Origin of the sequence: Pseudomonas sp. BGI-2 (assembly GCF_004310295.1) — a bacterium.
Classification (GTDB): Bacteria; Pseudomonadota; Gammaproteobacteria; order Pseudomonadales; family Pseudomonadaceae; genus Aquipseudomonas.
Genome location: NZ_SISB01000018.1, coordinates 1 through 23,289 on the forward strand (window position 1 = coordinate 1; position 23,289 = coordinate 23,289).

A 23,289-nucleotide genomic window follows, 5' to 3' on the forward strand; every position below is an offset into this window, starting at 1 on the left:
CGGTTTACGTTCCACGCTTCCTTCCCACACTCGGTCGCCCTCATGCAGTTGCGCTTCGCTTCATTCGCTGTGGCCAGCTCAAGAGAGGACTTTCACCTCTAGGATGGCGCCCATGCTGGGCGCACAAGTGCCTCGCCGTAAGGGCGAAACCGCCAGCCGCCGTTACCGCAGGAATGGATATGTACACCAGCAAGAGACTGGTCGGCTACCAGGCCGCCATCGCGAGCAGGCTCACTCCCACAGTAGAAATGTGTACACCCGCAGAAACCAGGCCAATGTCCGACAATGAAACCAGCATTCAGCCCCTTGCCCCCACGCCACAGCAGGCTACCATCAACAAACGGAAAAATAGTCCCAATCCCCCTCAAGTTGAAGGACCCCACTACCGACACAGTACTAATAGGGCAAATACTCAAAACAACAGCATTTCTGCCAAGCTACCGGCAAAAAACCCTGAGATTGATTGTCCCTTTGACTGCCATCACGGGATTGCCAATACTCATGGCAACTTGATGCTACCCGCACGGAACAAGGAATAACCCTTTGAAGCTGGAACTCAAGAACAGCTTGTCGGTGAAGTTGCTCCGGGTCGTGCTCCTGTCGGCATTGATCGTCGGCGTGGTCTTGAGCTGCGCGCAGATCGTTTTCGATGCCTATAAAACACGCCAGGCCGTGGCCAGCGATGCCGAGCGCATCCTCGACATGTTCCGCGACCCCTCCACCCAGGCCGTCTACAGCCTGGACCGGGAAATGGGCATGCAAGTCATCGAAGGCCTGTTCCAGGACGCCGCCGTGCGCCAGGCCTCCATCGGCCATCCCAACGAAGCCATGCTCGCGCAAAAGTCCCGTGAGTTGCAGCATTCAAACAGCCGCTGGCTGACCGACCTGATCCTCGGCAAAGAGCGCACCTTCACCACCCAACTGGTAGGTCGCGGCCCGTACAGCGAATATTACGGCGACCTGAGCATCACCCTCGACACCGCCACCTACGGTCAGGGTTTCATAGTCCTCTCGGTGATCATCTTCATCTCCGGCGTGTTACGCGCCCTGGCCATGGGCCTGGTGCTGTACCTGGTCTACCACTGGCTGCTGACCAAACCGCTGTCGCGAATCATTGAACACCTGACCGAAATCAATCCGGACCGCCCCAGCGCACACAAAATTCCGCTGCTCAAGGGCCACGAAAAGAACGAACTGGGTATCTGGATCAACACCGCCAACCAGTTGCTCGAATCCATCGAACGCAACACCCGCCTGCGCCACGAAGCGGAAAACAGCCTGCTGCGCATGGCCCAGTACGACTTCCTCACCGGTCTGCCGAACCGTCAGCAATTGCAGCAGCAACTGGACAAGATCCTGGTCGACGCCGGTAAATTGCAACGTCGGGTTGCGGTGCTGGTAGTGGGTCTGGACGACTTCAAAGGCATCAACGAACAGTTCAGCTATCAGACCGGCGACCAGCTGCTGCTGGCCCTGGCCGATCGCCTGCGCGCTCACAGTGGTCGCCTCTGCGCCCTCGCCCGTCTCGGTGGCGATCAGTTCGCCCTGGTCCAGGCCGATATCGAACAACCTTATGAAGCCGCCGAACTGGCGCAAAGCATTCTCGATGATCTGGAAGCGGCGTTTGCCCTCGATCATCAGGAAATCCGCCTGCGCGCGACCATCGGCATCACCCTGTTTCCCGAAGACGGCGACAGGACCGAGAAACTGCTGCAAAAAGCCGAGCAGACCATGACGCTGGCGAAAACCCGCTCGCGCAACCGTTATCAGTTCTACATCGCCAGCGTCGACACCGAGATGCGCCGCCGCCGGGAACTGGAAAAAGACCTGCGCGACGCCCTGCGCCGGGACCAGTTCTACCTGGTCTACCAACCGCAGATCAGCTACCGCGATCACCGGGTGGTGGGCGTCGAGGCGCTGATTCGCTGGCAGCATCCCGAGCATGGCCTGGTGCCGCCCGACCTGTTCATCCCGTTGGCCGAACAGAACGGCACCATCATCGCCATCGGCGAATGGGTGCTGGATCAGGCCTGCAAACAATTGCGCGAATGGCATGACCAGGGTTTCAGCGATCTGCGCATGGCGGTGAACCTGTCCACGGTACAACTGCACCACGCCGAGCTGCCGCGGGTGGTCAACAACCTGCTGCAGATGTACCGCCTTCCTCCTCGCAGCCTGGAACTGGAAGTTACCGAAACCGGCCTGATGGAAGACATCAGCACCGCCGCCCAGCATCTGTTGAGCCTGCGTCGCTCCGGCGCATTGATTGCGATCGACGATTTCGGCACCGGTTATTCGTCCTTGAGCTATCTGAAAAGCCTGCCGCTGGACAAGATCAAGATCGACAAGAGCTTTGTGCAGGACCTGCTCGATGACGACGACGATGCCACCATCGTTCGGGCGATCATCCAGCTGGGCAAGAGCCTGGGCATGCAGGTGATTGCCGAAGGCGTGGAAACCGCCGAGCAAGAAGCCTACATCATCTCCGAAGGCTGCCACGAAGGTCAGGGCTATCACTACAGCAAGCCGCTGCCGGCACGGGAATTGAGTGCCTACCTGAAACAGGCACAGCGCAGTAACGCGGCTATTTTGTAGATATCAAAAGATCGCAGCCTCGTTTCACTCGACAGCTGCTACGGGTCCTTGTGCTTCTGTAGCAGCTGTCGAGTGAAACGAGGCTGCGATCTTTTGATCCACGACACAACTCGTGTGAATAAGAAATATTTCCAGCTACAACCCTTTACACATAATGCGAAAGATTTGCATTATGTCGCAGTTTTGCGCACTCGCTGCGCCATACCACCCCCTCTCGAAGCAGGATGTTCGCCATGATTCGTATGCCTCTGGCTACCGCCAGTCTGTTGGCCATCGCTATTTCCCTCGCCGGTTGTGGCGAAGGCAAAGACAAGACCGCCGCTGCGCCTGCGCCGACGCCAGCTGCCAGCACCGCTGCTGCTCCAGCAGCCGCCCCTGCCGCTACCAGCAAAGTCGACGAAGCCGCCGCCAAAGCCGTTGTCGCGCATTACGCCGACATCGTCTTCGCCGTTTACAGCGATGCCGAATCCACCGCGAAAACCCTGCAAACCGCCGTCGACGCCTTCCTCGCCAAGCCGAACGCCGCCACCCTGAAAGCCGCAAAGGCTGCCTGGGTTGCTGCCCGCGTTCCTTACCTGCAGAGCGAAGTGTTCCGCTTCGGCAACACCATCATCGACGACTGGGAAGGTCAGGTGAACGCCTGGCCACTGGACGAAGGCCTGATCGACTACGTCGACAAGTCCTACGAGCACGCACTGGGTAACCCGGGCGCCACGGCCAATATCATCGCCAACGTCCAGGTTCAGGTCGGCGAAGACAAGATCGACGTCAAAGACATCACCCCGGAAAAACTCGCCAGCCTGAACGAGCTGGGCGGTTCCGAGGCCAACGTCGCCACCGGCTACCACGCCATCGAATTTCTGCTCTGGGGCCAGGACCTGAACGGCACCGGCCCTGGCGCCGGCAACCGTCCAGCCTCCGATTACCTGGAAGGCAAAGGCGCCACTGGCGGTCACAACGATCGTCGTCGCGCTTACCTGAAGTCCGTGACCCAGTTGCTGGTCAGCGACCTGGAAGAAATGGTCGGTAACTGGAAGCCGAACGTGGCCGACAACTACCGCGCCACTCTGGAAGCGGAACCGGTTGATACCGGCCTGCGCAAAATGCTGTTCGGCATGGGCAGCCTGTCCTTGGGCGAACTGGCGGGCGAGCGCATGAAGGTTTCCCTGGAAGCCAACTCCCCTGAAGACGAACACGATTGCTTCAGCGACAACACCCATAACTCGCAGTTCTACGATGCCAAGGGCGTTCGTAACGTCTACCTGGGCGAATACACCCGCGTCGACGGCACCAAAATGACCGGCGCCAGCCTGTCGTCCCTGGTGGCCAAGGCCGACCCGGCTGCCGACACCGCGCTGAAAGCCGACCTGGCCGCCACCGAAGCCAAAATGCAGGTCATCGTCGATCACGCCAACAAGGGTGAGCACTACGACCAGCTGATCGCCGCCGGCAACACCGCTGGCAACCAGATCGTCCGTGACGCTATCGCATCCCTGGTCAAGCAGACCGGTTCGATCGAAGCCGCCGCTGGCAAACTGGGCATCACCGACCTGAACCCGGACAACGCTGATCACGAGTTCTGATCAACGCTGGCTGAGTGACTAAAGAGGCGACCTTCGGGTCGCCGATCGTTCCCACGCTCTGCGTGGGAATGCCTCAACGGACGTTCGGCGTTTGATGTGACGCAGAGCGTCACGGGCTGCATTCCCACGCAGAGCGTGGGAACGATCAACTGATGCACATCAACCAAACGATAATTCCTCTTATTCAATCTCCCCTGCCCTGTTAGACTTTGCGCCCTTGTTTTGCTCGTCTTGCAGGATGTCTGATGCCCTCGCTGCTTCTTCGCTTGTCCGCACTGTTTCTGGCCCTGGGCCTGAGTGCCTGCGATGACGCCCCGCGTTTTACCAAGGCCGAACCCGGTGAAGCCCGGTCCGGTGGCGCAGCGACCGTGCGCAAGACCGATCAGAATTCCTTCTCCCTGCCCTCCGCGAACCTGTCGCCGTCTCGGCGCGTGGATTTCAGCGTCGGCAACAGCTTCTTCCGCAACCCCTGGGTGATCGCCCCCTCGACCACCACCGCCCGGGACGGCCTCGGTCCCCTGTTCAATACCAACGCCTGTCAGGGCTGCCACATCAAGGACGGCCGCGGTCATCCGCCGACGCCCGATGCAGTGAACGCGGTATCGATGCTGGTGCGCCTGTCGATCCCGGACGCGCCTGCCTATGCCAAAGTCATCGAGCAGCTCGGCGTGGTCCCCGAGCCGGTCTACGGCGGTCAGTTCCAGGACATGGCCGTGCCCGGCGTGACCCCGGAAGGCAAAGTACGCGTCGATTACGCGCCCGTGCCGGTCCGTTTCAAGGACGGCACCGAAATCGAGTTACGCAAGCCCAGCCTGAACATTACCCAGCTGGGTTACGGCCCGATGCACCCCGACACCCGTTTCTCGGCGCGCGTGGCCCCGCCGATGATTGGCCTGGGCTTGCTCGAAGCCATCCCCGACGAGGCGATCCTGGCCAACGCCGAAGCTCAGGCCAAGGATAAAAACGGCATCGCCGGACGTCCGAACCGGGTCTGGGACGACACGCAGCAGAAGACCGTTCTCGGCCGCTTCGGCTGGAAAGCCGGGCAACCGAACCTCAATCAACAGAACGTTCACGCGTTTTCCGGCGACATGGGCCTGACCACCAGCCTGAGGCCCATCGACGACTGCACCGACGCGCAAACCGCGTGCAAACAGGCGCCGAACGGCAACGGCCCGAATGGCGATCCGGAAGTCAGCGATAACATCCTGCGCCTGGTGCTGTTCTACAGCCGCAACCTGGCTGTACCGGCCCGGCGCGACGTCAACGCGCCCGAAGTGCTGGCCGGCAAGAACCTGTTTTTCCAGGCCGGATGCCAATCCTGTCACACACCGAAATACACCACCGCCGCCAACGCCGCCGAACCTGAATTGGCGAATCAAGTGATTCGCCCTTACAGCGATCTGCTGCTGCACGACATGGGCGACGGTCTGGCCGACAACCGCAGCGAATTCCAGGCCAGTGGCCGCGACTGGCGCACCCCGCCGTTGTGGGGCATCGGCCTGACGCAGGCGGTCAGTGGGCACACCCAGTTCTTGCATGACGGCCGCGCGCGCAATCTGCTTGAAGCCGTGCTCTGGCATGGCGGCGAAGCGCAAGCGGCCCAGCAACAGGTTTTGTCTTTCAATGCCGAGCAGCGCGCTGCGTTGCTGGCGTTTTTGAATTCCCTTTAATACGTATTCCATAGCGGGAGCCCGACATGTTCCGTCCCAAATTGTTGTTCACCAGCCTTGCCGCACTCGCCCTCGGCGCTTGCTCGCCACAGGACCCGCAAGCCGTTACCTCGGCCGCCATCGCCAAATCGGTGATCCTGCCGACCTACACCCGTTGGGTTGAAGCCGACCGCCAATTGGCCGTCAGTGCGCTCGCCTACTGCGAAGGCAAGGAAAACCTCGACACCGCCCGCGCCGACTTCCTGCACGCACAGAAAGCCTGGGCCGAGTTGCAACCGCTGCTGATCGGGCCGCTGGCCGAAGGCAATCGCGCCTGGCAGGTGCAGTTCTGGCCGGACAAGAAAAACCTGGTCGGCCGTCAGGTCGAGCAGCTGGTCACCGCGCAGCCGCAGATCGATGCCGCCGCCCTGGCCAAGTCCAGCGTTGTGGTGCAAGGCCTCTCGGCCTATGAATACATTCTGTTCGACAGCAAGCCGGACGTGGCCAACGACGCGCAAAAAGCCAAGTACTGCCCACTGCTGAAGGCGATTGGCGAGCGTCAGAAACTGCTGGCCGAAGAGATTCTGCAAAGCTGGAACAACACCGACGGCATGCTCGCGCAGATGAGCAAATTCCCCAACCAGCGCTACGCCGACTCCCACGAGGCTATCGCCGATCTGCTGCGTGTGCAGGTCACCGCCCTCGACACTTTGAAGAAAAAACTCGGCACGCCGATGGGCCGCCAGAGCAAGGGCGTACCGCAACCGTTCCAGGCCGATGCATGGCGCAGCCAGTCGTCCCTGACGGGCCTTGAAGCCAGCCTCGCCGCCGCCAGAACCGTGTGGGAAGGCGTCGACAACAAAGGCCTGCGCGGCCTGTTGCCAAGCGAGCAGAAACCGTTGGCCGACAAGATCGATGCCGCTTACGCCGCGTCCCTGAAACTGTTCGCCAGCAATCAGCGTCCGCTGACCGAGATGCTCAACGACGATGCCGGTCGCCAGCAACTCAACGATATCTACGACAGCCTCAACGTCGTCCATCGCCTGCACGAAGGCGAACTGGCCAAGGCGCTGGGCATCCAACTGGGCTTCAACGCCAACGACGGTGACTGATGAGGGCGAGTGCCATGCTGCGACGTCAGGCTCTGACTTTAGGTAGTTTGCTGCTGGGAGCAGTGACACTGGGCGGCTGGACGCTGTTCAAGCAAAAGGACAAAAGCCCGCTGCTGCTTTCGGCGCGGGACGATGGCGACGGCAAGCATTACGCCGTCGGTTATCGGCTGGACGGCACCCGGGTGTTTGCCACCCAGGTCGGCCAGCGTTGCCACGACATCATCAACCACCCGACGCTGCCGATCGCACTGTTCATCGCCCGCCGCCCAGGCACCGAGAGTTACCTGATCGACCTGCGCGACGGCGCGCTGCTGCAAACCGTGGTTTCGTTGCCGAACCGGCATTTCTACGGTCACGCGGTGATTCACAAGAGCGGCGACTGGCTGTACGCCACCGAAAACGACACCTCCGATCCGGGTCGCGGTCTGTTGGGCGTATACAAGTTCGAAGGTGAACGGCTGGTGCACAGCGGTGAGATTTCTACCCACGGCATCGGCCCGCATCAGGTGTCGTGGATGCCGGATGGCGAGACGCTGGTGGTGGCCAACGGCGGCATTCGCACCGAGGCGGAAAGCCGGGTCGAGATGAACCTCAATGCCATGGAGCCGAGCCTGGTGTTGATGCAACGCGACGGCACCCTGCTGAGCAAGGAAACCCTCGCCCAGCAGATGAACAGCGTACGGCATTTGGGAATCGCCAGCGACGGCACCATCGTCGCCGGTCAGCAGTTCATGGGACCGTCCCACGAGTCTTCGGAACTGCTGGCGATCAAACGTCCCGGGCAACCGTTCGTGGCGTTTCCGGTGCCCGAGCATCAGTTGCAGGCGATGGGGCATTACACCGCCAGCGTTGCGGTCCACAGTGAGTTGCGGCTGATCGCGTTGACCGCGCCACGGGGCAACCGCTTTTTTATCTGGGACATGGACAGCGGCGAAGTGCGACTGGATGCGCCGCTTCCCGATTGCGCCGGGGTGGGTGCGGTGGCGGATGGGTTTGTCGTGACGTCGGGTCAGGGACGCTGCCGGTACTACGATTGCCGCCAGACAAATCTGGTTGCAAAACCGCTCGATCTTCCCGCAGGGCTCTGGGACAACCACCTGCACCTCATCTGACTCCCCCGCCCCTTGTAGGAGCGAAGCTTGCTCGCGAAAGCGGTATGTCGGCCAACTTAAATGCTGACTGATACACCGCTTTCGCGAGCAAGCTTCGCTCCTACAGGTTTTGCGCCATCCTGTAATAAGTGGCAGTTGGATTCACCGCCACACTCGGAGTAATGTGCCCCACTGTCTCACCTGATTTTCTCCAAGGAAGTGGAAATATGCTGCGTCGCCGCATGCTGATCATGTTGGGTGTTGTTCTGCTGATCGTGCTGGTCCTGGCCGGTTACAAAGCCTTCTCCATCTACACGATGATCCAAGGCTTTTCCGCGCCGAAACCGCCGATCAGTGTCGCCGCGGCTACTGCCGCCGAACGCCCGTGGCAAGCCCGCCTGCCAAGCGTCGGCACCCTCAAGGCGCTGCAAGGGGTCGACCTGAGCCTGGAGATTGCCGGCACCGTCATGGATGTGCAGTTCGAGTCCGGGCAGCAGGTCAAGGCCGGCCAGCCGATCGTGCAGCTCGACAGCGGCGTGGAAAAGGCGTTGCTGGAAACCGCGATGGCGGACCTCGGGCTGTCGACAGTGAATTACAACCGCGGCAGCCAACTGGTGGGCAGCCAGGCGATCTCCAAAGGTGAGTTCGACCGACTCACGGCGATCATGAAAAAGGATCAGGCCACGGTTAACCAGCTCAAGGCATCGCTGGCGAAAAAGCGCATTCTCGCCCCGTTCAGCGGCACCATCGGTATTCGTCAGGTCGATGTCGGCGACTACGTCGCCAGCGGCACCATGATCGCCACCCTGCAAGACATCAGCAGCCTCTACGTCGATTTCTTTGTGCCCGAGCAGTCGGTGCCGAAGATCGGCGTCGGCCAGTCGGTGCAGATCATAGTCTCGGCCTACCCGACACAGACCTTCCCCGGCACCATCAGCGCAATCAACCCGAAAGTCGAAAACAGCACCCGCAACGTGCAGGTCCGCGCGACCCTGGCCAACCCTGACGGCAAACTGCTGCCGGGCATGTTCGCCAGCCTGCAAGTGATGCTGCCCGACCCGCAGCTGCGCATCGTCGTGCCGGAAAGCGCGATCACGTACACGCTGTACGGCAACTCGCTCTACGTCGTCGCGCAGAAAAAAGCCGAAGACGGCAGCCTCGAAAAAGACGACAACGGCCAGCCGATCCTGATCGCCGAACGGCGTTTCATCGAAACCGGCGAGCGCCGCGACGGGCTGGTGATGATTACCAAAGGCGTGCAGAACGGCGAAAAAGTGGTCACGGCCGGTCAGATCAAACTGGACAACGGCGCACACATTGCCATCAGCGACGACAAGACCCTAGCCGAGAAGAGCAGCCAGCCTCGCGCTGACTGATCAAGGAATCCACATGGCTTTTACCGACCCGTTCATCCGCCGCCCGGTGCTCGCCACCGTGGTCAGCCTGTTGATTGTGCTGCTGGGCTTCCAGGCCTGGAGCAAGCTGCCGCTGCGCCAATACCCGCAAATGGAAAACGCCCTGATCACGGTGACCACGGCATACCCCGGGGCCAACGCCGAAACCATTCAGGGCTACATCACCCAACCGATGCAGCAAAGCCTGGCCAGCGCCGAGGGTATCGATTACATGACTTCGGTCAGTCGCCAGAACTTCTCGGTGATCTCAATCTACGCGCGCATTGGCGCCAACAGCGACCGCTTGTTCACCGAACTGCTGGCCAAGGCCAACGAGGTGAAGAACCAGCTGCCTCAGGACGCCGAAGACCCGGTGCTGAGCAAGGAAGCCGCCGATGCCTCGGCGCTCATGTACATCAGTTTCTTCAGCAAGGAACTGAGCAACCCGCAGATTACCGACTACCTGTCGCGGGTCATCCAGCCGAAACTGGCGACCTTGCCGGGCATGGCTGAAGCCGAGATTCTCGGCAACCAGGTGTTCGCCATGCGCCTGTGGCTGGACCCGGTGAAGCTGGCCGGTTTCGGCCTCAGCGCCAGCGACGTGACCAACGCGGTGCGCCAGTACAACTTCCTCTCCGCCGCCGGTGAAGTGAAAGGCGAGTACGTCGTTACCAGCATCAACGCCAACACCGAACTGAAATCCGCTGAAGCGTTTGCCGCGATTCCACTCAAGGTCGATGGCGACAGTCGCGTGCTGCTCAGCGATGTCGCGCGAGTCGAGATGGGCGCGGAAAACTACGATTCCATCAGTTCCTTTGGTGGCACCCCCTCGGTGTACATCGGCATCAAGGCCACGCCGGGCGCCAACCCGCTGGACGTGATTAAGGAAGTGCGCAAGATCATGCCGGACCTGGAAGCCCAGCTGCCGCCGAACCTCAAGGGTGAAATCGCCTACGACGCCACGCTGTTCATCCAGGCCTCGATCGACGAAGTGGTGAAAACCCTCTTCGAAGCCGTGCTGATCGTGATCGTGGTGGTGTTTCTGTTTCTCGGGGCGCTGCGTTCGGTGGTGATCCCGGTGGTGACCATTCCGCTGTCGATGATCGGCGTGATGTTCTTCATGCAGATGATGGGGTACTCGATCAACTTGCTCACTCTGCTGGCGATGGTGCTGGCCATCGGGCTGGTGGTGGACGATGCCATTGTGGTGGTGGAAAACATTCACCGGCACATCGAGGAAGGCAAGACGCCGCTGGATGCGGCCCTCGAGGGCGCCCGGGAGATTGCCATGCCGGTGGTCTCGATGACCATCACCCTCGCGGCCGTGTATGCACCCATCGGCTTCCTGACCGGGCTCACGGGGGCGCTGTTCAAGGAGTTCGCCCTTACGCTGGCCGGCGCGGTGGTAATTTCTGGCGTGGTCGCACTGACCCTGTCGCCGATGATGTGCGCCCTGCTCCTGCGCCACGATGAAAACCCGAGCGGTCTGGCCCATCGCCTGGACCTGATTTTCGAAGGCCTCAAGCGCCGATACCAAAGCATGCTCCACGGCACCCTCAACACCCGGCCGGTGGTGCTGGTGTTTGCGGTGATCGTGCTGTGCCTGATTCCGGTACTACTCAAGTTCACCAAGTCGGAACTCGCTCCCGACGAGGATCAGGGCATCATTTTCATGTTGGCCAACGCCCCGCAACCGGCCAACCTCGACTACCTGAACACCTACACCGACGAATTCATCACGATTTTCAAGGAGTTTCCCGAGTACTACTCCTCGTTCCAGATCAATGGATTCAGCGGCGTGCAATCGGGGATTGGTGGTTTCCTGCTCAAGCCGTGGAACGAACGCGACCGCACGCAGATGGCAATCCTGCCCGAGGTCCAGCGCAAACTGGAGAGCATCTCGGGTTTGCAGATCTTCGGCTTCAACCTGCCCTCCCTGCCGGGCACTGGCGAAGGGTTGCCGTTTCAGTTCGTCATCAACACGGCCAACGATTACGAAGCGCTGCTGCAAGTGATGGACCGGGTGAAAAAACGGGCGATGGAGTCCGGCAAGTTCGCCTTCGTCGACGTCGACCTGGCCTTCGACAAACCCGAAGTGGTCGTGGATATCGACCGTGCCAAGGCCGCACAGATGGGCGTGTCCATGCAGGACCTCGGTGGAACACTGGCGACGTTGCTGGGACAGGCGGAGATCAACCGTTTCACCATTGAGGGTCGCAGCTACAAAGTCATCGCTCAGGTCGAACGACCTTTCCGGGACAACCCGGACTGGTTGAACAACTATTACGTGAAGAACACCCAGGGCGAACTGCTGGCCCTGTCGACCCTGATCACCGTTTCCGACCGCGCGCGTCCACGGCAGTTGAACCAGTTCCAGCAACTCAACTCGGCGATCCTGTCCGGGGTGCCGCTGGTCAGCATGGGTGAAGCCATCGACACCGTGCGGCAGATCACGCTGGAAGAAGCGCCGGCCGGTTTCGCCATGGATTACGCCGGCGCGTCGCGGCAATACGTTCAGGAAGGCAGCGCGCTGTGGGTGACCTTCGCCCTGGCACTGGCGATCATTTTTCTGGTGCTGGCGGCCCAGTTCGAAAGCTTCCGCGATCCGCTGGTAATTCTGGTGACCGTGCCGCTGTCGATCTGCGGCGCGTTGATTCCGCTGTTCCTGGGTTGGTCGAGCATGAACATTTATACCCAGGTGGGGTTAGTGACCTTGATCGGGCTGATCAGCAAGCACGGCATTCTGATCGTCGAGTTCGCCAATCAGCTGCGTAAAGAGAAAGGCCTGACCCCACGCGAGGCGGTGGAAGAAGCGGCGGCGATTCGGCTGCGTCCGGTGTTGATGACCACGGCGGCAATGGTGTTCGGCATGGTGCCGTTGATCATCGCCACGGGCGCGGGGGCGGTCAGCCGGTTCGATATCGGGATGGTGATCGCCACAGGGATGTCGATCGGGACGCTCTTCACATTGTTCGTGCTGCCTTGCATCTACACCTTGCTGGCCAAACCCGACTCTAAAGCGAACCCATAACCCCTGTGGGAGTGAGCCGGCTCCGGGCGGCGTTCCGACGATAGCGGTCCGCTATTCAGCATTGTGTTGAATGACACACCGCCATCGCCAGCAGGCTTGCTCCCACACTGGACGGTGTGGGGATTGAAATTCGGGCACAAAAAAAGGCCTCGCATTTTGGCGAGGCCTTTTATTTGGGCTTCAATCTGTTCAACTCTGTGGCCTCATTCCTTGAGAAAGTCCGAACATGAACAGCAATAAATCATGATCGGGTTGGGATGCCACGGATGCCCTGGCAACCCGTGGCAACGGACAGTGAGCATCAGCGCTCACTGAACTGAGGACTTGCGTGCGGGGCTGCTCCCACGCCGCCACCGCCAATGAAGCAACTGCCAAGGCTCCTATCAAAAAAACACCTCGCGCAATTTCTAGTTTCATTGCTATAAACCTTTGATAGCGCTGCCAAACGCCGTCTCATAAAAATAGACGAGTTTGCGCCAGTCTGTCGTGCTGAACGACGAGTGGCGACGCAGTTGCTTCAGGTCATGGGCGGCCGCGCGATAGGCGGTCAAACGCTGTCGGCACTTCTCCAGGTCGATCAAGGCAATCTCGACCTTGGCCGAGTCGTCTTCGCCGGTAACCCGCACGAATACGTGCTTGATATAGATGCAGCTGTGCTGCCAACGGCCCTTGTGCATGCGGGCCAGATTGTCGGCCAGTTCCTTCAAGACGCGATCATGCACCACCTCGCCGTGGCGCTCGCGACCGCCGCCGGCGTACCAGTGTTCGAGCTCCTCAAAGCCGTCCAGCGACTTGGTCACCAGCAATGCGCGCCATTTGTGCACGGGGTCGCGTTGTGCGCCGCAGAAAACGATTTCCGGAACTCGCACATCAAGCGCGCGCAGGCCAATGAGCGCATCCTGCTCGCGCAACACGGTCGGGCGGCCGAACGGGTGCTGCCAGCTGCGATAGATATGCCCGGTCTGCCGCTTGGCGTAGAGCAGCTGGCCATCACTGCCCATGACACGCTCCACGCCACTTTCTCCACCGCGACGGACGTTGGGTTCTTCTACCCATTCACCGCGCTGATTCCAGAAATAGTCGAAGCGGTCCTGAGAAGCGACATCCGTTTCTGCTGCACATTGCACTGCCATCCTGTTACCTCTTGCGTAATACGTAAACTCGCCACATGGCATAGAGCGGTAAAAAGTCCAGTTGTTCCTGAATACGGAACCCCGCTTGCTCGAACTCCTTTTCTACCGTGGCCGCCGGTAACACAAATCGGTTTTGGTAACCTTCCTGCCCACGCCGCTGCTCTAAGCGTTTGCGTTTCCAGGCTTTGAAATTGCCGTCCACCCACAACGAGAGGATCACGCTGTCACGCGTGACTCGTTCAAATTCGCGCAGGATGGCCAGTCGATGCTCGGCTTCACCGATGTGATGCAGCAAACGCATGCAGAAAATGCTGTCGACGGCGTTGTCGGGCAAGGCGATGTCGAATGCAGAAGTGAGCAAGGGTTGTACCCGCTTTACCACGTCGGCAGGTTGCGCCTGGGTGGCAATCTTCAGCATTGACTCGGAGTTGTCGGCCCCGATGATCGCGCGGTTGGCCTTTTCCGCCAGCAATGGCCAGAAACGCCCCGCACCGCAAGGCAAATCAAGGACCAGCCCAGGCTCACCGACCAGCGCCAACGCCTTTCGCGCCAACTGCTCGTCCCGCCAGTGGGACAGTCGACGGCCGAGGCCATCCTGATGCTTTCGCAAGTATCGTTGAGCGTGTTGATCGTCGTATTTTTCGGAAAAATCCAGTTTGATCGGGCCGTCCATCATCAAGGTCTCCTGTACTTCTGATGACATCTACCTTAGGTAGCGTAGTGTCAGCGTCAGGTCATACCTTTGTGAAAAAATTGTTATGTAAACGCGCAATTATTTCAAGGTTTTTCAGAGTGCAGTCTTGGCTCGACGTCTCGATTTCTGAGCACCGCTATCCTTGACTCAACGCCACTTCAAAACGACAGCCATTGGGCTCCATGTTGGTCAGGCTGACGTTCCAGCCCTGGTTCTCACAGATCCGTTGCACCAGTGACAGCCCAAGACCCAGCCCCTCGCCGCGCTTTTCGCTGCCGCGCACGAAAGGTTCGAACATCGCCTCGCGTTTTTCCTCGGGAATGCCCACACCGCTGTCCTCAACCGTGAACCCCGTGTCCGTGAGGGTCAAGCGGATGAAACCGTGTTCGGTGTAATGCAGTGCGTTACGCAACAGGTTGCCCATCACGGCGTGCAAGAGGGTTGCGTTGTAGCACGTGCCCAGTGGATTGCCCGGCTCGAAGATCAAATTCAGGCCCTTGGCTTCAATCGGTTCGCGCCACTGGTTGAGCAGCCCGTCGGCGATCTGACTCAGCGTCTGCTGCGGCGCGATGCTGGCGTCTTCTCGTTGGGTTCGGGCCAACATCAGAAACGTTTGCACCAACTCGCGCATCTCTGCGCACGCACGGGCGATTCGCTCGACCTGGGCACGGCCGCGCTGGTCGATACCGGGGTTTTCCAGGAGCAGCTCACAGGAACTGGCCAGCACCATCAACGGCGTGCGCAGTTCGTGGCTGACGTCACTGGTAAACAATCGCTCACGGGTCAACGCCTGTCGCAGACGCCCAAGGGTGGCGTCGAAGGCAACGGCCAGCTCGCCCACTTCATCGGCGGCATAATCCGGTGCCAAAGGCGGCGCCAGCCCCAGCAATTGATCGCGATGACGCACTTGGCGGGCCAGCCGCACCACCGGCGCCATCACTTTGCGCGCCAGGACCCAGCCGAGAAAGACCGCCAGGGCCAGGCTCAGCACGAAGCCCACCAGCACCACGGCAAACAGCACCCGCTCACGCTCTTCGAAATCGCTTTGGTCCTGCAGCAATACGTACCGCCGGCCATCGACGATTTCGACCATCGCGTGATACGACAGTTGCTCGCGAAAGACCTCGTGGAAACCGGAGTCCAGGTGCCGCAAATCCTTGGGCAACTCGAAGTCCCCCGGCCCGCCGCTGAAATAGAACAGCTGGTCCGGCTCGGGGCGATGGCTCCAGTCCGAGACGCTGTCCATCAGCAACAGACGCTGCAAATCGCCACCCAGCCCGGCCGAAATCAGCTTTTCTTCCACCAGGTGAACGGTCGCCACGATGCCCATGGCGAAGGCGCCCGCCACCAGTGCGCTCATCAACGCAAAAGCGATGATGATCCGCTGGGCAAGGCTCTGCTTAAACTCCATCTCGGCCCTCGGCCAAGCGATAGCCCACACCGTGCACGGTGTGCAGCAAAGGCTTGGCGAATGGCTTGTCGATCACCTGACGCAGTTGATGGACGTGACTGCGCAGGCTGTCGCTGTCCGGGCAGTCATCGCCCCACAGGGCCTCTTCGAGAATTTCGCGGCGCAGTACATGCGGGCTTTTCTGCATCAGCACCGCCAGCAACTTCAGGCCGACCGGGTTGAGTTTCAGCAGACGACCTTCGCGGGTCACCTCCAGGGTGTCGAGGTCGTAGCTCAAATCGCCAACCTGCAAGGCTCGACGACCGCCACCCTGGGCACGACGCATGACCGCCTCGATGCGCGCCGCCAGTTCGGACAGGGCGAACGGCTTGATCAGGTAGTCATCGGCACCGGACTTGAAACCTTGCAGCCGGTCATCCAGCTGATCGCGCGCGGTGAGCATGATCACCGGCGTGTCACGACGGGCGTCTTCGCGCAGGCGTTTGCACAGGGTGTAGCCGTCGATGCCGGGCAACATGATGTCGAGCACGATCAAGTCGTAGTGCTCGGTGGCCGCCAGGTGCAGGCCCGACAAACCGTCCTGCGCGCAATCCACGGTGTAGCCTTTGAGCCCCAGGTAATCGGCCAGATTGGCCAGGATATCGCGGTTGTCTTCAACCAATAAAATTCGCATGGGCACCTCCTCCGTACACAGTAACGGCCGTCATGGCCCGCGCAGCTTAAGGCCAAGTCTGGCTCAGGGCTAGGACTGCGTGCAGTTGTAAATCCGATTGAAAAAGCCGATGACGGCTTAACAAGTTTTTCACTATCGATTCACACGCTGACGACAGCACCGGGCTCAGACTCCGCGCGGATGCGCTCTCCAGACCCCTTCACCGACCAAGGAATTGCCATGGCTTCGACCGCTGCCCGCCCCGCTTCCAGACCACTCAACTTTTGGGTGTGCCTGGGCGTACCTGCCACTGCGGCGATCATTCTGCTGCTGCTCGAATTGACGTCCCTGGACATGAACCTGGCCAAACTGTTCTACGACCCGGTCGCCGGGGATTTCATCGGGCGCCACAGTTACTTCCTTGAAAACATTCTGCATGACCGCGCCAAGCAAGTGGTCATCGCGTTTTCGGTGTTTGCCATCTTCGGCTTCATGGGCACCTTTTTCGTGGACAGGCTCAAACCGTTCAAACGGGAACTGGGCTGCCTGGTGTTGTCTCTGGCGCTGGCGACCTCGTTCGTGACGCCGGTCAAAGCGGTGACGGCGGTGCAATGCCCGTGGAGTCTCGAGCAATTCGGCGGCCACGAAACCTACAGCGAACTGCTCAGCCCGCGCCCGCCCACCGACAAGCCTGGCCGCTGCTGGCCTGGGGGTCATGCGGCAACCGGGTTTACGCTGTTTGCGCTGTTCTTTGTACTGCGTGACCGGCGTCCGCGTCTGGCGCGCCAGGCGTTTGTGTTTGCGTTTGCACTCGGGACGCTGTTTTCCGTGAGCCGGATGATGCAGGGGGCGCACTTCTTTTCGCATAACGTGTGGACGGCGATTTTTTGCTGGTTGATTTGTCTGGGGTCGTATTACTACATCCTGTACCGACCGGAAGCGAAGGCAGATCAGGTTAGCAAGGCAGAACCGGTCGGCGTTTGAACTGACGCCTTCGCGGGCAAGCCTCGCTCCTACAAGAGCGTGGCGCACCGTTAGCAGTAGGAGCGAGGCTTGCCCGCGAAGAGGCCCTCACAAACAACACATCTTTGCGACGGGCAATAAAAAACCCCGCTGGCTCATCGCCGGCGGGGTTTTTACGTACGGGGTAAGGCTGGCTTACATCATGCCGCCCATGCCGCCCATACCGCCCATGTCTGGCATGCCGCCGCCAGCTGGTTTGTCGTCCGGAGCATCAGCGATCATGGCTTCGGTGGTCAGCATCAAGCCACCAATGGACGCCGCAGCCTGCAGAGCAGAGCGAGTCACTTTGGTAGGGTCGAGGATGCCCATTTCGATCATGTCGCCGTATTCGCCGGTAGCAGCGTTGTAACCGAAGTTACCCGAACCTTGCTTGACCTTGTCGACGACTACGCTTGGCTCGTCGCCGGAGTTGGCAACGATCTGACGCAGTGGCGATTCGATAGCGCGACGCAGTACAGCAATACCGACGTTCTGATCAGCGTTGTCGCCTTTCAGTTCGCTGATGGCTTGCAGAGCGCGAATCAGCGCTACGCCACCGCCAGGTACCACGCCTTCTTCAACGGCTGCACGAGTAGCGTGCAGGGCGTCTTCAACGCGGGCTTTCTTCTCTTTCATTTCAACTTCGGAACCAGCGCCAACCTTGATCACTGCAACGCCGCCGGACAGCTTGGCCAGACGCTCTTGCAGTTTTTCACGGTCGTAGTCGGACGAAGTGTCGGCCACTTGCTGACGGATTTGCAGAACGCGAGCCTGGATATCAGCTTCAACGCCGGCGCCGTCGATGACGGTGGTGTTTTCCTTGGTGACGGCTACGCGCTTGGCATTACCCAGGTGTTCCAGGGTAGCGCTTTCCAGGCTCAGACCGATTTCTTCGGAGATAACGGTACCGCCGGTCAGGACAGCGATGTCCTGCAGCATGGCCTTGCGACGGTCACCAAAGCCTGGAGCCTTGACGGCAACCACTTTGACGATACCGCGCATGTTGTTCACAACCAGAGTCGCCAGGGCTTCGCCCTCAACGTCTTCGCTCACGATCAACAGTGGACGACCTGCTTTGGCAACGGCTTCCAGTACTGGCAGCAGTTCACGGATGTTCGAGATTTTCTTGTCGACCAGCAGGATCAGCGGACCGTCCAGCTCGGCAGTCATGGTCTCTGGCTTGTTGACGAAGTACGGGGACAGGTAACCACGGTCGAACTGCATGCCTTCAACAACCGACAGTTCGTTTTCCAGGCCCGAGCCTTCTTCAACGGTGATCACGCCTTCTTTACCGACTTTTTCCATGGCTTCGGCAATGATGTCGCCGATGGAGTTGTCGGAGTTGGCCGAGATGGTGCCGACCTGAGCGATGGCCTTGGTGTCAGCGCAAGGCTTGGACAGGGCTTTCAGCTCTTTGACGATAGCGATGGTCGCTTTGTCGATACCGCGCTTGAGGTCCATCGGGTTCATGCCGGCAGCGACGGCTTTCAGGCCTTCGTTGACGATCGACTGAGCCAGAACGGTGGCGGTGGTGGTGCCGTCGCCTGCGTCATCGTTGGCACGGGAGGCAACGTCTTTGACCAGCTGCGCGCCCATGTTTTCGAAGCGATCTTTCAGCTCGATTTCTTTTGCTACGGAAACGCCATCCTTGGTGATGGTCGGAGCGCCGAAGCTCTTCTCGATGATCACGTTACGGCCTTTAGGGCCCAGGGTCGCTTTTACTGCGTCAGCCAGGACGTTGACACCGGCGAGCATTTTCTTACGGGCGGAATCGCCGAATTTAACTTCTTTAGCAGCCATGATCGATATTCCTTAAATACTTTGTAGTAGCGGGAAAATGAGCGGGGAATCAGCCTTCGACGACAGCGAGGATTTCGCTTTCGCCGATGACCAGCAGGTCTTCGCCGTCAACTTTCACAGTGTTGCTGCCGGAGTAAGGGCCGAACACAACCTTGTCACCCACTTTCACGGACAGCGCACGCACTTCACCGTTGTCCAGAACTTTGCCTGGGCCTACAGCGAGGACTTCGCCCTGGTTTGGCTTTTCAGCAGCCGAACCTGGCAGGACGATACCGCCAGCGGTTTTCTTTTCTTCTTCGCTGCGACGGACGACGACGCGGTCATGCAGAGGACGAAGCTTCATTGTCGATCTCTCCTAATTGTGGTTTTCATCGGCCGGTGTATTCCCGGCGGGTTTAACAAATCCGGCGGTGCCGGGTGCGGTTCGTCAAGCGAACCGCGGAAGTCTGTCTGGCATGATCGCCAGAAACCTTGCGGTGACCGTTACATAAGGGCGCATAAGCTTATTACAAGGGCGGGGATTGAAATTTTTTGCATCAATGCCCTGAAAACGAACACGACACCCGAAGGTGCCGTGCAGCTGAAACGCTTTACTTGGAATCGCGGTGTTCGAACTCGCCTTCGATCACGTTGGGCTCACGGCCCAGCGGCGCGCGTTGAGCAGGACCGCTACCTGGCTGAAGATCGTCGGCGAACGCACGCTGACGGATCGCCGCCTCTTCGGCGCGCTGGCGCATTTTATTGGCCAGCAATCGACGGGAGATCGGCAGCAGCATGATCAGACCCAGAACATCAGTAACGAAGCCCGGCAGGATCAACAGACCGCCCGCCAGGGCCAGCATCAAACCTTCCAGCATGGTCTGGGCCGGCAGCTCGCCGCGGTTCAGGCTTTCACGAGCACGCAACGCGGTGGCCAGACCGGCGATACGCAGCACGAAAACGCCGAGCATCGAGCCGAGAATGATCAGCAGCAGGGCCGGGAAAAACCCGATGGCCCCGCTGACCTTGACGAATACGAACAGCTCCAACACCGGAAACAGTACAAAGAGCAATAAAAAAGGGCGCATCAAATGGTTCCTCAACGCAAGAATGCCTTGCCAGTCTTCCCTAGATGACGTCGCCGTTTCGTGAATTCAAGCATCGGCCACTTCATTTTTCGGCCAATGCTCGGCGTGAGCCAGGAAAACCAAGGCTTCCCGCACTTGTGTCGGCGTATTACAAGGCGCTTGAAACGGTAGCCAATACAGGGCCTGACCTATGCGCAGGTGCATGCCTTCGGTGTCGATGCCCGCCAGTTGCGCCGGCTCGGTTTTCGGCAGCCCCGCCAGTTCGACGTAGTGAGCGATGGCTTTGGCGTGATCGGCATTCATGTGCTCGACCATGCTCAGTTCGGCCTTGCCGGCGAACGGGTTGGCCAGGGTCAGCTGATCGACCCAGTGAATCGCGCCGAAACCGCCGATGTAGCGGTGGCGCACGGGCTTGAGTACCCAGAAATCGAAATCGTGGGCCTTGTGGTAGCTCTGCGAATCCGGGAAATAGCGGTAGTAACGGTCAGCCGCCGCTTCGATGGCGGCCTCATCCTCGAGCTTTTCTGCCTCGGCGAGGTAGGTCAGGCGACCAACGGCTTGCACGTCTTCGGCCCCGCGTTCGCCCACAAACAGTGAGCATTTCGAATCTTTCTGCAGGTTATGCGTGTGCTGGGCGATACGGCTGATAAGGATCAGCGGCCGGCCCTGTTCGTCCAGACAGTACGGAACCACGGAGCCAAACGGGAAGCCGGGCATCGACTTGGAGTGCGTCGACAGCACCCCACGGTATTCCTTGAGAAGCAATTCTCGGGCATTCTTGGCCGCTTCAACGCTCAATTTATGACTCCTTATATAGAATCCGTCGAAAAAACGGACAGGCGCCTGGGGATAAGTTCCAGGACGCCATCGGGGCAGTTCTCATGTGCAACCAGACCACATCAGGTGCAGATCGAGAGGCCCTCTAGGAAGGAAACCACTCTGAACCTGCTATTGGGGCATGCGAATGCAACTCACTGACAAAGTAATCATTATCACGGGCGGTTGCCAGGGTTTAGGCCGTTCCATGGCCGAGTATTTCGCGGGTAAAGGCGCGAAGCTGGCGCTGGTGGACCTGAACCAGGAAAAGCTCGACGACACCGTCGCGGCGTGCAAAGCCAAGGGCGTAGAGGCTCGCGCTTACCTGTGCAACGTCGCCAATGAAGAGCAAGTGACGCACATGGTCGCCCAGGTGGCCGAAGATTTCGGCGCGATTCATGGCCTGATCAACAACGCCGGGATCCTGCGCGACGGCCTGCTACTGAAGGTCAAGGATGGCGAAATGACCAAGATGAGCCTGGCCCAATGGCAGGCCGTCATCGACGTCAACCTGACTGGCGTGTTCCTGTGTACCCGTGAAGTCGCGGCAAAAATGGTCGAGCTGAACAACAGTGGCGCGATCATCAATATCTCCTCGATCTCCCGTGCCGGCAACGTCGGCCAGACCAACTACTCCGCCGCCAAGGCTGGCGTGGCTGCGGCGACCGTAACCTGGGCCAAGGAACTGGCGCGTTATGGCATTCGCGTGGCGGGCATTGCGCCGGGCTTTATCGAAACCGAGATGACGTTGGGCATGAAGCCTGAAGCCTTGGAGAAGATGACGGCCGGGATTCCGCTCAAGCGCATGGGCAAACCGGAAGAGATCGCCCATTCGGCGGCGTACATTTTCGAGAACGACTACTACACCGGCCGGATTCTGGAAATGGATGGTGGGTTGCGGATCTAACCAACACCGCAAAACCAATGTGGGAGCGGGCTTGCTCGCGAATGCGGTGTGTCATTCAACGGATAAGCTGACTGACACACCGCATTCGCGAGCAAGCCCGCTCCCACAATTGGACCGCGTTTCTTCAGCGGATCAATCGTCGCTGATGGTGATATTCGGCATCGCCGGCGATACCGCTTCCTGCAACACGATCCGCGCGCCGACGTGGCGGGCGAGTTCCTGGTACACCAGCGCAATCGGGCTGTCCGGCTCGGCGATCACCGTTGGCTTGCCGCCATCGGCCTGCTCGCGGATAGCCATTGCCAGCGGCAACGACGCCAGCAGTTCGACGCCATACTGATTGGCCAACTTCACCCCGCCACCTTCACCGAACAGATGCTCGGCATGCCCGCAGTTGGAGCAGATGTGCACGGCCATGTTTTCCACCACGCCCAGCACCGGGATGTTGACCTTGCGGAACATCTCCACGCCTTTGCGTGCGTCCAGCAGCGCCAGGTCTTGCGGGGTGGTGACGATGACGGCACCGGCCACCGGGACTTTCTGCGCCAGGGTCAACTGGATGTCACCGGTGCCTGGCGGCATGTCGATGACCAGGTAATCCAGGTCGCCCCAGGCGGTTTGCGTGACCAGTTGCAACAGCGCGCCGGAGACCATCGGCCCGCGCCAGACCATCGGGGTGTTGTCGTCGGTCAGGAAGGCCATGGACATCACTTCGACGCCATGGGATTCGATCGGCACGAACCACTTCTGATCCTTGACCTTTGGTCGGGTGCCTTCAGGGATGCCGAACATGATGCCCTGGCTCGGACCGTAGATGTCCGCGTCGAGAATCCCGACCTTGGCGCCTTCACGGGCCAGGGCCAATGCGAGGTTGGCGGCGGTGGTGGATTTACCCACGCCGCCCTTGCCGGAAGCCACGGCCACCACGTTCTTGACGTTGGCCAGGCCCGGAATCTGCGCCTGGGCCTTGTGCGCGGCGATCACACTGGTGATGTCAACGCGAGCGGTCGTCACGCCGTCGAGGCCTTCGATCGCCATTTGCAGCATCTGCGACCAGCCACTTTTGAACAGACCGGCGGCATAACCCAGCTCCAGTTGAACGCTGACGCGATCGCCCTGGATACCAATGCCACGCACGCACCCGGCGCTGACCGGATCCTGGTTCAAGTAAGGGTCGGTGTATTGGCGAAGGACGGCTTCCACCGCTGCGCGATTGACGGCGCTCATGGGCAACTCCGATAGCAAGACTGGAAAATCAGGCGGGTATCCTAACCGTTCCGCGCCCAAGTCGGCATGTCTGAAGATCATTTGTTGTGAACGCAATTTTGTGGCGAGGGGGCTTGCCTGTG

At 60.0% G+C, this 23,289-nt stretch carries 20 protein-coding genes; 10 read left to right on the forward strand and 10 right to left on the reverse strand.

From position 1 onward, the window contains the following. Positions 1-179: 179 nt before the first annotated feature. From EYC95_RS30160 to EYC95_RS13900, 8 genes are all read left to right on the forward strand, one after another. Complete coding sequence (locus EYC95_RS30160) at positions 180-539, forward strand: hypothetical protein (RefSeq protein ID WP_165557459.1); 360 nt, start codon at positions 180-182, stop codon at positions 537-539. A gap of 4 nt (positions 540-543) precedes the next feature. Then, positions 544-2,595, forward strand: coding sequence for a bifunctional diguanylate cyclase/phosphodiesterase (locus EYC95_RS13865; protein ID WP_131060856.1), 2,052 nt, complete (start codon positions 544-546; stop codon positions 2,593-2,595). 233 nt (positions 2,596-2,828) lie between these two features. After that, complete coding sequence (locus EYC95_RS13870; protein ID WP_131060857.1) at positions 2,829-4,178, forward strand: imelysin family protein; 1,350 nt, start codon at positions 2,829-2,831, stop codon at positions 4,176-4,178. Positions 4,179-4,423: 245 nt separating this feature from the next. Then, a complete protein-coding gene (locus EYC95_RS13880; protein ID WP_131060859.1) occupies positions 4,424-5,851 on the forward strand; it encodes a di-heme oxidoredictase family protein in 1,428 nt (475 codons plus the stop codon). Positions 5,852-5,877: 26 nt separating this feature from the next. Continuing rightward, positions 5,878-6,942 (forward strand): imelysin family protein, encoded by a 1,065-nt coding sequence (locus EYC95_RS13885; protein ID WP_131060860.1) that lies wholly within the window; start codon positions 5,878-5,880, stop codon positions 6,940-6,942. A 14-nt stretch (positions 6,943-6,956) separates the two neighbouring features. Next, a complete protein-coding gene (locus EYC95_RS13890) occupies positions 6,957-8,054 on the forward strand; it encodes a DUF1513 domain-containing protein (RefSeq protein ID WP_131060861.1) in 1,098 nt (365 codons plus the stop codon). 206 nt (positions 8,055-8,260) lie between these two features. Then, entirely contained in the window at positions 8,261-9,409 is a 1,149-nt protein-coding gene (locus EYC95_RS13895; protein ID WP_131060862.1) for an efflux RND transporter periplasmic adaptor subunit, read from the forward strand. A gap of 13 nt (positions 9,410-9,422) precedes the next feature. Next, positions 9,423-12,458 (forward strand): multidrug efflux RND transporter permease subunit, encoded by a 3,036-nt coding sequence (locus EYC95_RS13900; RefSeq protein ID WP_131060863.1) that lies wholly within the window; start codon positions 9,423-9,425, stop codon positions 12,456-12,458. Positions 12,459-12,647: 189 nt separating this feature from the next. On the opposite strand, the gene EYC95_RS13905 is transcribed toward EYC95_RS13900, so the two are convergent. The 5 genes from EYC95_RS13905 to colR form a co-directional block, all read right to left on the reverse strand. Continuing rightward, complete coding sequence (locus EYC95_RS13905) at positions 12,648-12,875, reverse strand: hypothetical protein (protein WP_131060864.1); 228 nt, start codon at positions 12,873-12,875, stop codon at positions 12,648-12,650. 2 nt (positions 12,876-12,877) lie between these two features. Beyond that, positions 12,878-13,591, reverse strand: coding sequence for a lipopolysaccharide kinase InaA family protein (locus EYC95_RS13910; RefSeq protein WP_131060865.1), 714 nt, complete (start codon positions 13,589-13,591; stop codon positions 12,878-12,880). 4 nt (positions 13,592-13,595) lie between these two features. Continuing rightward, a complete protein-coding gene (locus EYC95_RS13915; protein ID WP_131060941.1) occupies positions 13,596-14,264 on the reverse strand; it encodes a class I SAM-dependent methyltransferase in 669 nt (222 codons plus the stop codon). 157 nt (positions 14,265-14,421) lie between these two features. Next, a complete protein-coding gene (locus EYC95_RS13920) occupies positions 14,422-15,696 on the reverse strand; it encodes a HAMP domain-containing sensor histidine kinase (RefSeq protein WP_131060866.1) in 1,275 nt (424 codons plus the stop codon). Continuing rightward, complete coding sequence (colR, locus tag EYC95_RS13925; protein WP_007938890.1) at positions 15,686-16,369, reverse strand: two-component system response regulator ColR; 684 nt, start codon at positions 16,367-16,369, stop codon at positions 15,686-15,688. The genes EYC95_RS13920 and colR overlap by 11 nt, the downstream gene beginning before the upstream one ends. 219 nt (positions 16,370-16,588) lie before the next feature. Here colR and EYC95_RS13930 point away from each other — a divergent pair, with 219 nt between their 5' ends. After that, a complete protein-coding gene (locus EYC95_RS13930) occupies positions 16,589-17,332 on the forward strand; it encodes a phosphatase PAP2 family protein (RefSeq protein ID WP_131060867.1) in 744 nt (247 codons plus the stop codon). 174 nt (positions 17,333-17,506) lie between these two features. Here the strand turns inward: EYC95_RS13930 and groL are convergent, their stop codons facing one another. From groL to EYC95_RS13950, 4 genes are all read right to left on the reverse strand, one after another. Then, complete coding sequence (gene groL / locus EYC95_RS13935) at positions 17,507-19,150, reverse strand: chaperonin GroEL (RefSeq protein ID WP_129438004.1); 1,644 nt, start codon at positions 19,148-19,150, stop codon at positions 17,507-17,509. Between the two features lie 49 nt (positions 19,151-19,199). After that, a complete protein-coding gene (locus EYC95_RS13940; RefSeq protein ID WP_007948593.1) occupies positions 19,200-19,493 on the reverse strand; it encodes a co-chaperone GroES in 294 nt (97 codons plus the stop codon). Positions 19,494-19,740: 247 nt separating this feature from the next. Next, on the reverse strand, positions 19,741-20,217 hold the full coding sequence (locus EYC95_RS13945) for an FxsA family protein (protein ID WP_131060868.1): 477 nt from the start codon (positions 20,215-20,217) through the stop codon (positions 19,741-19,743). A 66-nt stretch (positions 20,218-20,283) separates the two neighbouring features. Then, the gene (locus EYC95_RS13950; RefSeq protein WP_131060869.1) at positions 20,284-21,015 is read right to left on the reverse strand and encodes a HugZ family protein; all 732 of its coding nucleotides are present in this window, start codon (positions 21,013-21,015) and stop codon (positions 20,284-20,286) included. 166 nt (positions 21,016-21,181) lie between these two features. Between EYC95_RS13950 and EYC95_RS13955 the strand changes: the two genes are divergently transcribed. Continuing rightward, complete coding sequence (locus EYC95_RS13955) at positions 21,182-21,940, forward strand: SDR family oxidoreductase (protein ID WP_077749886.1); 759 nt, start codon at positions 21,182-21,184, stop codon at positions 21,938-21,940. A gap of 132 nt (positions 21,941-22,072) precedes the next feature. On the opposite strand, the gene apbC is transcribed toward EYC95_RS13955, so the two are convergent. After that, positions 22,073-23,167, reverse strand: a complete 1,095-nt coding sequence (gene apbC, locus EYC95_RS13960) for an iron-sulfur cluster carrier protein ApbC (protein WP_131060870.1) — start codon at positions 23,165-23,167, stop codon at positions 22,073-22,075. Positions 23,168-23,289 lie beyond the last annotated feature (122 nt).

Excerpts from the sequence above, each read along its gene's own strand:
- EYC95_RS30160 (WP_165557459.1), top strand. The coding sequence starts at position 180 with ATGTACACCAGCAAGAGACTGGTCGGCTACCAGGCCGCCATCGCGAGC.
- EYC95_RS13910 (WP_131060865.1), bottom strand. The coding sequence starts at position 13,591 with ATGGCAGTGCAATGTGCAGCAGAAACGGATGTCGCTTCTCAGGACCGC.
- EYC95_RS13930 (WP_131060867.1), top strand. The coding sequence starts at position 16,589 with ATGGCTTCGACCGCTGCCCGCCCCGCTTCCAGACCACTCAACTTTTGG.
- apbC (WP_131060870.1), bottom strand. The coding sequence starts at position 23,167 with ATGAGCGCCGTCAATCGCGCAGCGGTGGAAGCCGTCCTTCGCCAATAC.
- EYC95_RS13920 (WP_131060866.1), bottom strand. The coding sequence starts at position 15,696 with ATGGAGTTTAAGCAGAGCCTTGCCCAGCGGATCATCATCGCTTTTGCG.
- EYC95_RS13900 (WP_131060863.1), top strand. The coding sequence starts at position 9,423 with ATGGCTTTTACCGACCCGTTCATCCGCCGCCCGGTGCTCGCCACCGTG.
- EYC95_RS13905 (WP_131060864.1), bottom strand. The coding sequence starts at position 12,875 with ATGAAACTAGAAATTGCGCGAGGTGTTTTTTTGATAGGAGCCTTGGCA.
- groL (WP_129438004.1), bottom strand. The coding sequence starts at position 19,150 with ATGGCTGCTAAAGAAGTTAAATTCGGCGATTCCGCCCGTAAGAAAATG.
- EYC95_RS13880 (WP_131060859.1), top strand. The coding sequence starts at position 4,424 with ATGCCCTCGCTGCTTCTTCGCTTGTCCGCACTGTTTCTGGCCCTGGGC.
- EYC95_RS13885 (WP_131060860.1), top strand. The coding sequence starts at position 5,878 with ATGTTCCGTCCCAAATTGTTGTTCACCAGCCTTGCCGCACTCGCCCTC.
- EYC95_RS13915 (WP_131060941.1), bottom strand. The coding sequence starts at position 14,264 with ATGGACGGCCCGATCAAACTGGATTTTTCCGAAAAATACGACGATCAA.
- colR (WP_007938890.1), bottom strand. The coding sequence starts at position 16,369 with ATGCGAATTTTATTGGTTGAAGACAACCGCGATATCCTGGCCAATCTG.
- EYC95_RS13870 (WP_131060857.1), top strand. The coding sequence starts at position 2,829 with ATGATTCGTATGCCTCTGGCTACCGCCAGTCTGTTGGCCATCGCTATT.
- EYC95_RS13945 (WP_131060868.1), bottom strand. The coding sequence starts at position 20,217 with ATGCGCCCTTTTTTATTGCTCTTTGTACTGTTTCCGGTGTTGGAGCTG.
- EYC95_RS13940 (WP_007948593.1), bottom strand. The coding sequence starts at position 19,493 with ATGAAGCTTCGTCCTCTGCATGACCGCGTCGTCGTCCGTCGCAGCGAA.
- EYC95_RS13890 (WP_131060861.1), top strand. The coding sequence starts at position 6,957 with ATGCTGCGACGTCAGGCTCTGACTTTAGGTAGTTTGCTGCTGGGAGCA.
- EYC95_RS13895 (WP_131060862.1), top strand. The coding sequence starts at position 8,261 with ATGCTGCGTCGCCGCATGCTGATCATGTTGGGTGTTGTTCTGCTGATC.
- EYC95_RS13955 (WP_077749886.1), top strand. The coding sequence starts at position 21,182 with ATGCAACTCACTGACAAAGTAATCATTATCACGGGCGGTTGCCAGGGT.